The 11680-nt window shown below is 45.2% G+C and carries 9 protein-coding genes; 7 read left to right on the forward strand and 2 right to left on the reverse strand.

Annotation, left to right across the window (positions count from 1 at the left end):
- The first annotated feature begins 5 nt into the window (after positions 1–5).
- From AB6D07_RS02215 to recD, 3 genes are all read left to right on the forward strand, one after another.
- Positions 6–167, forward strand: coding sequence for a hypothetical protein (locus AB6D07_RS02215; RefSeq protein ID WP_198926214.1), 162 nt, complete (start codon positions 6–8; stop codon positions 165–167).
- A gap of 260 nt (positions 168–427) precedes the next feature.
- Complete coding sequence (gene recB / locus AB6D07_RS02220) at positions 428–4102, forward strand: exodeoxyribonuclease V subunit beta (protein ID WP_017103940.1); 3675 nt, start codon at positions 428–430, stop codon at positions 4100–4102.
- Positions 4102–6327 (forward strand): exodeoxyribonuclease V subunit alpha, encoded by a 2226-nt coding sequence (recD, locus tag AB6D07_RS02225; RefSeq protein ID WP_017103941.1) that lies wholly within the window; start codon positions 4102–4104, stop codon positions 6325–6327. The genes recB and recD overlap by 1 nt, the downstream gene beginning before the upstream one ends.
- Before the next feature lie 101 nt (positions 6328–6428).
- Here recD and AB6D07_RS02230 read toward each other — a convergent pair whose 3' ends face one another.
- Positions 6429–6620 (reverse strand): hypothetical protein, encoded by a 192-nt coding sequence (locus AB6D07_RS02230; RefSeq protein ID WP_008223046.1) that lies wholly within the window; start codon positions 6618–6620, stop codon positions 6429–6431.
- A gap of 278 nt (positions 6621–6898) precedes the next feature.
- Positions 6899–8236 (reverse strand): amino-acid N-acetyltransferase, encoded by a 1338-nt coding sequence (gene argA / locus AB6D07_RS02235; RefSeq protein WP_009848357.1) that lies wholly within the window; start codon positions 8234–8236, stop codon positions 6899–6901.
- Positions 8237–8397: 161 nt separating this feature from the next.
- On the opposite strand from argA, the gene AB6D07_RS02240 reads away from it, so the two are divergent.
- The 4 genes from AB6D07_RS02240 (at position 8398) to csdE (ending at position 11618) form a co-directional block, all read left to right on the forward strand.
- Positions 8398–8871, forward strand: coding sequence for a DUF2850 domain-containing protein (locus tag AB6D07_RS02240; RefSeq protein WP_009848358.1), 474 nt, complete (start codon positions 8398–8400; stop codon positions 8869–8871).
- A 245-nt stretch (positions 8872–9116) separates the two neighbouring features.
- Entirely contained in the window at positions 9117–10229 is a 1113-nt protein-coding gene (gene mltA / locus AB6D07_RS02245) for a murein transglycosylase A (protein WP_009848359.1), read from the forward strand.
- Between the two features lie 113 nt (positions 10230–10342).
- On the forward strand, positions 10343–11152 hold the full coding sequence (tcdA, locus tag AB6D07_RS02250) for a tRNA cyclic N6-threonylcarbamoyladenosine(37) synthase TcdA (RefSeq protein ID WP_017103942.1): 810 nt from the start codon (positions 10343–10345) through the stop codon (positions 11150–11152).
- 37 nt (positions 11153–11189) lie between these two features.
- On the forward strand, positions 11190–11618 hold the full coding sequence (csdE, locus tag AB6D07_RS02255) for a cysteine desulfurase sulfur acceptor subunit CsdE (RefSeq protein WP_017103943.1): 429 nt from the start codon (positions 11190–11192) through the stop codon (positions 11616–11618).
- Positions 11619–11680 lie beyond the last annotated feature (62 nt).

Genomic DNA, 11680 nt, shown 5'->3' on the forward strand with positions numbered 1-11680 from the left:
TGGCTGTGATCGACAAGATCAATAGCGGGTGCGCTGAATTAATGAAAGACGAAAGAGAGTCGTTGGTAAGCATTTGGGATGCCTGCTTTCAAGATGAAGGGAATCAAGGTGAAGAAAAGCAAGGTACAGGAAATAAAGTGGCCGCCAGTAAATCATTATTAGTGTAGGGCGTTCGCTGTACGGCCACAGGTCAGAGGGACCATTATTCTGTGGTTCAAAGTAACGCCGTAAAGTACAAAACTCGTACGCGCCCCTGAACTCGTGGGCGCATAGTAGCGAGGCGATCTGAATTGATCCGTGAGAGAGATCGCACTAACTATTAACAAATCAGCGTAGGACGTAAATTGAATGACGTTTTCCACGCTAGGTCACATTTATAGCAATAGTCACATTTTTAACAGACTCATCTATCAAAAGGCAGTAAGGCATGACGACCACAAGCAGTGTTCAGGTAATCGCTCCAAAAACACTCGATACCATGACGTTTCCACTTCATGGCGCGCGTTTAATTGAAGCATCGGCGGGTACGGGTAAAACATTTACCATTGCTGGCTTGTATTTGCGCCTACTGCTCGGGCACGGTACGGCCGCTCCACAAGGTGATCTGACTGAAGCCACTCGACACCATGAGCCGCTAACCGTAGACCAAATCTTGGTTGTGACCTTTACTGAAGCGGCAACGGCAGAGCTACGAGATCGTATCCGTGCTCGAATCCATGATGCACGTATCGCGTTTGCACGTGGGCAAAGTGACGACCCAGTGATTGCTCCTTTGTTACAAGCCATCTATGATCATGCTGGCGCAGCTAAAACTCTGCTTAACGCTGAAAGACAAATGGATGAAGCAGCGGTCTACACCATTCACGGTTTCTGTCAGCGAATGTTGACTCAAAATGCCTTCGAGTCTGGAAGCCGCTTTGATAATGAATTTGTGACCGATGAAAGCCACTTAAAAGCTCAAGTGGTTGCCGATTATTGGCGCAAACAGTTCTACCCATTGCCAATTCAATTAGCAGGTGAGGTTCGTAATATCTGGGGTTCTCCCGCTTCTCTATTGGCTGACGTAAATGGTTATCTGACGGGTTCTCCACTAAAGCTAACCGTCGAAGCAATGTCGGGCGACCTGCAAACTCTGCACAACCAAAACCTAGATAAAGTGAAGCAACTTAAGGCGTTGTGGTGCGAATCCGAAGCGGACTTTTTGGCATTGATTTCAGGTTCAGATGTGAACAAGCGCAGCTACACTAAGAAGTCTTTGCCTACTTGGTTAGAAGCGGTCACGGCATGGGCGCAGAGCGACACCCATGATTACCAGTTCCCAGATAAATTAGAGAAGTTCTCACAAGCCACTCTAAGCGAAAAAACACCAAAAGGCACTGCACCTCAGCACGCCGTTTTCGAAGCGATTGAGGACTTCTTAAATTCTCCAGCAGATCTAAAAGCTCCATTGCTGGCGCATGCGATTATTCATTGTCGAACTATGCTAGCCAAGGCTAAGCAGCAGAAGCAGTGGTTATCATTTGATGATTTGCTGACCCAGTTATCCGCGTCCATTGATGTGGATGAGCAATCACTGCTTGTGGAGAGAATCCGCACCTTATACCCAGTGGCGATGATCGATGAATTCCAAGATACCGATCCGCTGCAATACAGTATTTTTAGCCGAATCTATCTCGATAATCCGCAGTGCGGCTTGTTTATGATCGGTGACCCGAAGCAGGCTATTTATGGCTTCCGTGGCGCAGATATATTTACCTATATCAAGGCGAGAAACCAAGTTAGTGCTCACTACACCTTAGGCACTAACTGGCGCTCAAGTGCCGATATGGTCAGTGCAGTAAACCAAGTGTTTATGAATTCGGACAGCCCGTTTATCTACGACCAAGACATTCCATTCTTACCCGTTGCTGCCAGTCCATCGGCTGACAAACGCCAATGGGTGATGAACGGAGAAACCCAGCATGCACTGACCTTTTGGCTACAAGAAGCGGAAGATAAGCCCTTACCGAAAGGCGAATATCACAAAGCCATGGCCGAGGCGACAGCGAGTCAAATTCAAACCATTCTGACCGCTTCTCAAAACCAACAAGCCTATTTTGATAACGGCAAAAAACAACATGCCGTGAATGCGGGTGATATTGCTGTCTTGGTTCGAACCGGTAGTGAAGGTCGCCTGATTAAGAACGCGTTGTCGGAACAAGGCATTGCGAGTGTGTATTTGTCTAACCGAGATAGCGTGTTCACCAGCTTGGTTGCACAAGATATTCAACGTTTGTTGCAGGCGGTGCTGACACCTGAAAATGACCGAGCATTACGTGCCAGTTTAGCGTCGGAATTGTTTGCTCTGGATGCCGCATCATTGGATGAACTCAACAACGATGAAGTGGTGTGGGAAAACGTCGTTAACGAGTTTAGAGAATATCGTAAGTTGTGGCTGCAACGTGGCGTATTACCAATGCTTCGCAGCGTGATCAGTAAACGACATCTCGCGGAACGCTTACTGGAAGAAGAAAATGGTGAGCGCTCACTCACTGATTTGATGCACATTGGCGAACTGTTGCAACAAGCTAGGCAGGAGCTCGACAGCGACTATGGTTTGTTACGTTGGCTAGCAGAAGCGATATCAGATGCGCAAAATGGTTTAGGTGGCAGTGAAGATGACATTCAACGCCTTGAATCAGAGAGAAACTTAGTTCAAATCGTCACTATTCATAAATCGAAAGGTTTGGAATATGACCTAGTATTCCTGCCGTTCGTGGCGAGTTATCGTGAAGCGAGTGAAGGTAAGTTCTACGACCATGAATCAGATACCACAGTGCTTGATATTACGGGTAGCGACAGTGCCTTAGCGCAAGCCGACAAAGAGCGATTGGCGGAAGACTTACGTTTGATTTACGTGGCGCTTACTCGTGCCGTTTACGGTTGTTTCATTGGTATGGCTCCTTTACGTAAAGGGCGTTCAACCAAAGAGCCGACCGGCGTTCACTTAAGTGCCATGGGCTACTTGGTTCAAAATGGACAAGAGCAAGGCATCGCTGAGTTACATCAAGCTCTGTCAGCGATTGAGGGTAAGAATTCAAGCGTATTGCTGTCTGAAACGCCTACCGCTCACGAACAAGTTTTTGTGCAAACAGAGCAAGTGAGTGACGACTTACAGGCTAGTGAACTTAAAGCTTCAATTGACCGAGCTTGGCGAATCACCAGTTACTCGGGGCTTGTAAAACAAGGCAGTCACGGCGCAAACCATGATGCGACGATTGAGGTGTCTGGCTTCGATATTGACTCGGCAGATGAACAAGACGAGTCGGAATTGATTGAACCTGAACGTTCTATATTCACGTTCCCTCGTGGCGCTCGCCCTGGTACTTTCTTGCACACCTTGTTTGAGGATGTTGAATTTACTGAGCCAGCAACCAGCGAACATAACACGCAAGTAATCACTCACTTATTAGAGTCGGAGCAATACGAACTAGAGTGGTTACCTGTGCTTCAACAACTGGTCGATACGGTGCTGAACACCGCGCTGGATGGTAAGAACTTAAAGCTAAGCGAGAAAGACTCAACGCAACGCTTAGTCGAAATGGAGTTCTTGTTGCCGATCGAAGTGTTGGCCGCATCTGAGCTGAATCAAACCATTCAGTATCACGATCCGTTATCGGCTAAAGCGGGCGACTTAGGTTTCCAAACCGTGCAAGGCATGCTGAAAGGCTTCATCGATTTAGTGTTTGAGCACCAAGGTAAATACTATGTGCTCGACTGGAAATCGAATCATTTAGGTGATGATGTTGCCGTCTACCATGGTGAGGCATTGAAATCGGCGATGGCCGACCACCGCTATGATCTGCAATATCAAATCTACGCGTTGGCTCTGCACCGCTTCTTACGCAGCCGCGTTGCAGATTACAGTTATGAACAACATTTTGGTGGGATTTATTACTTGTTTTTAAGAGGAATGGACGGCCAATCTCAACAAGGTATTTTCTCGGCGAAACCTACATTGGCTTTGCTCGATGAAATGGATCAATTGATTGACGGTAAAGTGATAGACAGGCGTTCAGCACAATTGAATGACAATGAAACTGGACAGATGGGGCTTTTATAATGACAACAACGACCACTAATACCGGCATAGAAACAGCGAACTCTGTTAAGCCAGTTTCACTTATCCCTGAGCAGTTAATGGATGTGCTCAAGTTTCTTGCAGAAAAGGGCTCAATTCGTCAGTTGGATTATCAATTTGCCCGTTTTATTGCGCAGCAAGCGACGAGTCACTCTCAAGAGATCGGTTTTCTCGCTGGGGTGGTGAGCCATGAGTTGGGCAAGGGTCATATTTGTACTCAGCTTATACAGCAGCATACGGTAGGCCCTGAACAAACGGCGGATCTTGCTCAGTTACTTGGGTTGTATGGTGAAACTGCCCTGCAATTGAATCAAAAGTTATTAGGTACTGATTGGGTGTCGGTACTTCAATCGTCAAACCTAGTAGGTTCAACCAATGACTGTGTTAAGCCGCTGATGTTTGATGGACAGCGTGTCTACTTACAGCGTTATTGGAACTACGAAGTTGTGTTGGCTGAAACTCTAAACCGTTTAAGTAAGCCTGTAGAGTTCAATACTGAACAGAAGAAGGCACTGACTGAAACGCTCAATCAACTATTCGCACGCAGTTACCATTTTCTGTTTAATGCCTTAGCCAAGGCTGAAGCAAACCAACAAACGTCTCAGGTATTACGCCAACAACTGGTGTGTGACCATCTAGATATTGTCGACGAACATATTTTGGATTGGGGCGCGATAGACCAAGCGATTGTCCAAGCTAAGCAAGTGACGGACTTAGATGTTTTAGACGGTTTGGTACCGCTATCGGCATGTTTGAACTGGCAAAAAGTGGCGGCAGCGGTGGCGTTAAGTCGACGTTTTGCTGTTATTTCTGGCGGACCGGGCACCGGTAAAACGACCACGGTAACTAAGTTACTGTCGGCGATGGTCGAGCAATCGCTAAGCCAAGGTAAAACACCGACGATCAAGCTAGTGGCACCGACAGGTAAAGCGGCGGCACGTTTAACTGAGTCGATTGGTAAAGCGATTGAGCAGCTACCATTAGCACCTGAAGTAAAGGCCAACATACCGACTGAATCCAGTACTTTACATAGGTTACTCGGCGCGATTCCTAATCGAGCGGAGTTTAGACACAACCGACGTAATCCACTTCACCTTGATATCTTGGTGGTGGATGAAGCATCGATGGTCGACTTATCCATGATGTATAAGCTGGTGGATGCACTCCCTGAACACGCAAGGTTGATTCTGCTTGGTGATAAAGACCAGCTCGCTTCAGTAGAAGCTGGTGCCGTGTTGGGTGATATCTGCTCGTTTAATTCAACAGGCTACAGCACAGCGCAAGGTAACTTGATTGCGGAAATGACAGGCTTTGATGCGATAGCTAAACCCAGACAGGTCAAAACAGGATCGGCTAACCCTCCTGCGATTGCAGATAGTTTGTGTATGCTGCAGAAGAGTTACCGTTTTGATGCACGTTCAGGTATCGGACAGTTGGCAAAGGCGATCAATAACGGCTCTGCGAATCAAGTAGATCAAGTGTTCAGCAAAGGGTTTGGTGATATTGAAAATCACCCTCTGTCGAGTGACAGCTATAATTTGATGCTACGTACTTTAGTCAATGAGTATGGTGCGTATCTGAACCGAATGAATGTGCCATTGGAAGAGTTAGAAACGCAAGAAGCGAGAGCCAAATCGGTACTCGATTTGTTCAGCCAGTGTCGGTTGCTGTGTTCCATTCGTGAAGGTGACTTTGGTGTTAAAGGCCTCAACCACAGAATCGAAAGGGCACTTGCCGCAAGACGCTTGGTGAATCCGCACAACGATGAATTGTGGTATCACGGGCGACCAGTAATGGTAACGCGCAATGATCATGGCTTAGGTTTATACAATGGTGATATTGGCATCTGTATGCTCGAAGCTGATGTAAATAGTTCTTCTTCAACTGAAGATAACTCTGCCCCTCGATTGAAGGTGTATTTTGAGTTGCCCGATGGCAGTGTAAAAGCTGTACTACCAAGTCGAGTGCCTGATCATGAAACCGCGTATGCAATGACGATACACAAATCTCAAGGCAGTGAATTTGATCTGACCTTAATGATCTTACCGCCAGACTTCAGCCCTATTTTAACGCGAGAACTTATCTATACGGGTATCACGCGTGCTAAGAAACGACTGATGATGTTCAGTGATACCAATGTCTTGAAGCGTGGTATTAAGGTAAAAACAGAGCGAGTGAGTGGTTTAGGAAGTCGATTAACTAACTGACAGTCAGTAGTTTTAGTGGAGGTGTTACTGGAAGTAAAGCTACGAAATAGCAGGGTAAATCGTATACACAAAGCAACCATCCGTGGTTGCTTTGAACGTTATTAGGAATCCGTGCCTAAAAACGCTCGAGTAAACGATATATGGTTTATTTTGTACTTTGCTTGGCAATTCAAAATAAACTCTTTTAGGTTCTCGCTCACAGGGAACACGCAGTGTACGTCTAACCCTTCTAAGAATTGGTTATCAGCCATATCCCAAAAACTTTGCAGCGAGTTACAAACAATGGTTCTCATATCAATGTTGCTCTTTTGCTGTTTATATTAACGAGCAGACTGACTACTAGCATGCTGATCGTTAACGGGTATAGCAATCCGTGCAGTGACCACCTAAATGTCATAGGTTAAACATTCGGCGGCATTCCAATAAAAACGCTTGTCGATATTCATAAAGCGTGCAAATTCTATACAATTATAGCTGTGAATGAAAGTGCATATTTAATAAATATCACATGAGAAACGATTACATTTGCAATGAATTCCTCATAAAAGTGAGATTTTACTCCAAATTTAATTTACACATTTAACGCTAAGATCTTGGAATTCCTTTGATAGTTGTACAGACCTTGCTTTTCCATTGGTAATTCATCAACAGTAATCTCATAAAAACCCTGTTCACGGAACCAATGAAGGCTGTGTGTGGTAAGAACAAAGATTTGGTCGATATCACGAGATTTGGACTGATGACGCATGTAATCAAGCAGTAACTGCCCACGGTTTCCATCTCGGTAGTCAGGGTGAATTGCCACGCAGGCCATCTCTGCCATGTGATCTTCTGGATAAGCGTACAGCGCAGCGCAACCAATGATCAGACCGTCTTTTTCGATGATAGTAAAACGATGGACTTCTTGTTCTAACTGCTCTCTTGAGCGACGAACAAGAATGCCTTGTTCTTCAAGAGGGCGAATGAGGTCAAAGATACCACCGATGTCATCAATCTGAGCTTGTCTGACTTGTTCGGCACTCGCCATGACCACTTGGGTTCCAATACCATCAAAAGAGAATAGCTCTTGGATCAATGCGCCATCGGCTTTGTAGCTGATCAAGTGACAACGAGGCACGCCTGCTCGGCAAGCGGAGATCGCTCCTTTCAAGAAGCGCAGTGTTCCGGTGCTCATGTCTTCGGCGGGGTTCTGGGATTCCGTTAAGCGTTCAAGAATTTGCTTGGCATCTTTAGGGAAGAGTTCGGCGAGTACATTACCGCTTTCGTCAGTCACCCCTTGCTCTGAACAAAAACCAATCAGCTTGTCGGCCTTTAAACGAATAGCAACTTGGGTTGCGACCTCTTCAGAAAGCAGATTAAAGCTTTCGCCAGTGACTGAACTGGCAATAGGCCCAAGAAGGACGATGGAACCTTGGTCAAGGGTGCGATTGATCCCTTCGATGTCTATTCGACGAATGCGTCCGCTGTGGCAGTAATCTGTGCCATCATCGACGCCTAAGGGTTGAGCTGTAATGAAGTTACCACTCATAACATTCAGTTGAGTTCCTGCCATTGGGGTGTTGTTCAAACTCATTGAAAGGCGAGCGGTGATCGCAAGTTGCAGTTGTCCAGCCGCCTGCATTGCAACACCTAAAGAATATTCATCTGTGACTCTAATATTTTTATGGTAAGGCGTATGGCAGTCTTGCTTCTCTAACAGTTGGTTGATCTGTGGTCTTGCCCCATGAACGAGAACAATCTTAACCCCAAGGCTATGAAGCAGGGCTATATCACTAATAATATTGCCAAAGTTTCTATCGGCAACGGCTTCACCTCCCAACATAATCACCATGGTTTTACCACGGTGAGCATTTACATAAGGGGTCGATTGCCTAAAGCCTTTGACTAGCGCTGTACTTCTTAATTTCACAGAATAAGTCTTCCTTGTTTATTTATTCGATAATTTAGCATTTAAATTCAAATCTGAACAACAACTTTTTGGAATGAAGCGCAAACTATTCTCATCTAGGCTTCGTTTTATAAACTGTCTCAGTGTACAATGCGTACAGCATCCTTATGAGTCGTAAACGAATGCAAAAAAATCCAGTAAGAAAGAGTAAGATTGATGAGATCGCAAAAGGTCTCTACAGTGGAGCAGAGCAGCGCAACAAACCTAAATTGAGACGTAAGCTCATTGAACGCAGTTTAATGGTTTTAGCTTTGGTGGGTTCGTTTGCCGTCGCTTCCTTGTTCGCCGATGTGTTTTATAGAGTGCAAGATGCGATAACACCTAATAGTCAAATATATGGAACTTGGGTCGAGCAAGATGTCGCTCGTTATGCTGCGGACGAGTTTGTGCTGAGTGAAAATGGTGTGTCAGTGCGAGGCTCTGTTGTGTCGACTCATTTTGATTTTGATGGCAAGTACTTCGAATATAAGGCAGGTAATAAAACGTATCACTTTCGCCTAACGAATTCTGATAAAACAGAAATGATGCTTGTATCGGATAATCACTATAATCCAGTCTTTCGCCTCAAAGGTTATATCGATAACTCAGTTCGATAGGTTATCTTATACCAATCGTAGTAAATAACTGGTCACCCTAGCTTGTTAAAAACCTCGATAACTTCGTTAGAATTTTTGATTGTAGAATAACTACTTATCGAAAAAAATCTGCCTTGTTCTCAAGATTTTTTCCTACGCTATTTTTGAACACTTACTTACTGTGATTGGTATTATTGTAAACATTTACAATCTAAGATTGTGTTATCTGATCGTTTTTGTCATCCTCGATGCATAGAATATTTAGGATGACTCTTGTGATTAAAAAATGGCTTCCCCTTGTTGCTGCCTCTTTCTTATTTGGCTGTGCTCAACCCACTGATCTTGCCCAACAACACCTTGACGGTGAATTTCCCCGAACCTTAAATAAGGTCGATTTGGTTGAATCTAATAAACCAAGAGACTTCACCGCATTTGCAGAGCAAGCTGAGATGGTGGTTTCTAAATCCCCTTCGATGGCTAAAATCTATGAGCCGCTTTATCAGCAACTCAATGAATGGGCGGTGCTGAGTGGAGAGCCAAGCGAGCTAGCGAATTTTGGCGTTCAAACTGCTCAATTAGGTGGTGGTGATAAACAAGGAAATGTTTTATTCACGGGTTACTTTTCTCCTGTAATGGAACTGCGACATGAAGCAAACGAAGAATACCGATTCCCTGTTTATGGGCTTCCAGAGTGTGATAAAGAGTGTCCAACACGCGAAGAGATCTACAACGGTGCATTAGAAGGCCAAGGTCTTGAGTTAGGTTATTCAGCAAACCGTATCGACCCATTTATGATGGAAGTACAGGGCAGCGGCTTTGTGCATTTCGGAGATGATGACACGCTGCAGTATTTTGCATACGCGGGTAAGAACAATAAAGCTTACGTGAGTATTGGCCGTGTTTTGATCGAAAGAGGTTTAGTGCCACGCGAAAAAATGTCATTGAAAGCTATCAAAGAGTGGGTCTTGGCAAACGATCCTGAAGTGGTAAAAGAACTGCTTGAGCAAAACCCATCTTTCGTCTTCTTTAGCGCGAGAGATGATCTATCCGTAATGGGAAGTGCTGGCATTCCTTTATTACCGATGGCGGCGGTAGCGGGCGATCGCTCTATCTTACCAATGGGAACACCTATCCTGGCTGAGGTTCCGTTACTGAATGCTGATGGTACTTGGAGCGGCGCGCACCAACTAAGACTACTATTGGTTTTAGATACCGGTGGTGCGGTTAAGCAAAACCATTTGGACCTCTACCATGGTATGGGCCCACGAGCAGGAACTGAAGCTGGTCATTACAAGCATTTTGGTCGGGTGTGGAAGCTGGGTCTAGATGGCAGCGCAACCGAAGCGCCTTGGGCTTTGCCTCCTGAAAAGGTCGAGTAAACAACAATAAAATGGGGCATTGAAAGCGAATCGCTAATCCCCTAGACTTTTAATTCAAGAGTGCGTATAAAACGCACTCTTTTCTTTTTCTCAGAAATAAATTGGCGGCAACAATGCGTGAATTGACCACTCCAGCTTCAGAAAACTATGACCAACGATTTGGTGGCACTCGTCGCCTGTATGGCAATAGTGAAGTCGATATACTTAGAGCAGCACACGTGTGTGTGATCGGTATTGGCGGTGTCGGTTCATGGGCGGTTGAAGCGCTTGCTCGTACTGGTTTAGGTGAGCTGACATTGATCGATATGGATGATGTGTGCGTGACGAACATTAACCGTCAAATCCACGCAATGTCGGGCACGGTTGGTAAGAGTAAAATCGAAGTGATGGCAGAGCGCATTAAGCTGATTAACCCTGAGTGTAAAGTGAACCTGATCGACGACTTTATTGGTCCTGATAATCAGGCTGAATACCTATCGAAAGAGTTCGACTTTGTGCTCGATGCGATTGATAGCATGAAAGCTAAGGCTTCGCTGTTGGCGTATTGCCGTAGCAACAAAATTAAAGTGATCACTACCGGTGGCGCGGGTGGACAAATCGATCCGACTCAAATCAAAGTGGCTGATCTGACTAAAACGATTCAAGATCCGTTAGCGAAGAAATTGAAAGACACATTGCGTCGTCATCATAATTTCCCTAAGAACCCAGCGCGTAAGTTTGGTATCGATTGTGTGTTCTCGACTGAGCAACTTAAGTACCCACAAGCTGACGGCAGTGTATGTGCTGCGAAAGCAACCGCAGAAGGTCCAAAGCGAATGGATTGTGCGACGGGTTTTGGTGCAGCAACGGTTGTCACGGCTACCTTTGGTTTTGTGGCGGTTTCGCGTATCGTAGAAAAGATCATTCAAAAGCATACTAAGTAACGTCTTCTATTCAATTAATAATCGACTGGATATTAAAATGACCACATTCCCAAGCTCTCCATTCGGCAAAGAAATTACCAGTGATGATATTGTCGCAAAAATGCAGACTTTCAGCGGCTGGGAAGATCGTTATCGCCAGGTGATTCAGTGGGGTAAGAAACTGCCTAGCATGCCTGATGAACTGAAAAGTGAACAGGTTGTCGTATCTGGTTGTGAAAGCCAAGTGTGGTTGGTTTCTCAAAATATCGACGGTGTTTGGCGCTTTTGTGCTGATTCTGATGCGCGTATCGTTCGCGGTCTGATTGCATTAGTGATGGCTGCGTATGATGGAAAAACATCAGAGCAGATTCAAGCGTTCGATATCGATGGATACTTTGAACAAATCGGTTTAATTACCCATCTAAGCCCATCTCGCGGCAATGGATTAAAAGCGATTGTTGCTCAAATCCAAGAGCTAAGTGCTTAACATTTCTTAGATACACAGAAACAAAAAGGGTTGACGCTAAACGCCAACCCTACATAATTTCG

Source organism: Vibrio sp. 10N.239.312.C11, assembly GCF_041466065.1.
Classification (GTDB): domain Bacteria; phylum Pseudomonadota; class Gammaproteobacteria; order Enterobacterales; family Vibrionaceae; genus Vibrio; species Vibrio tasmaniensis_A.

Bases quoted from the DNA above. Each gene is read 5' to 3' on its own strand.
- recB (WP_017103940.1), top strand. From the start codon at position 428: ATGACGACCACAAGCAGTGTTCAGGTAATCGCTCCAAAAACACTCGAT.
- tcdA (WP_017103942.1), top strand. From the start codon at position 10,343: ATGCGTGAATTGACCACTCCAGCTTCAGAAAACTATGACCAACGATTT.
- mltA (WP_009848359.1), top strand. From the start codon at position 9,117: ATGACTCTTGTGATTAAAAAATGGCTTCCCCTTGTTGCTGCCTCTTTC.
- AB6D07_RS02240 (WP_009848358.1), top strand. From the start codon at position 8,398: ATGCAAAAAAATCCAGTAAGAAAGAGTAAGATTGATGAGATCGCAAAA.
- recD (WP_017103941.1), top strand. From the start codon at position 4,102: ATGACAACAACGACCACTAATACCGGCATAGAAACAGCGAACTCTGTT.
- AB6D07_RS02230 (WP_008223046.1), bottom strand. From the start codon at position 6,620: ATGAGAACCATTGTTTGTAACTCGCTGCAAAGTTTTTGGGATATGGCT.
- csdE (WP_017103943.1), top strand. From the start codon at position 11,190: ATGACCACATTCCCAAGCTCTCCATTCGGCAAAGAAATTACCAGTGAT.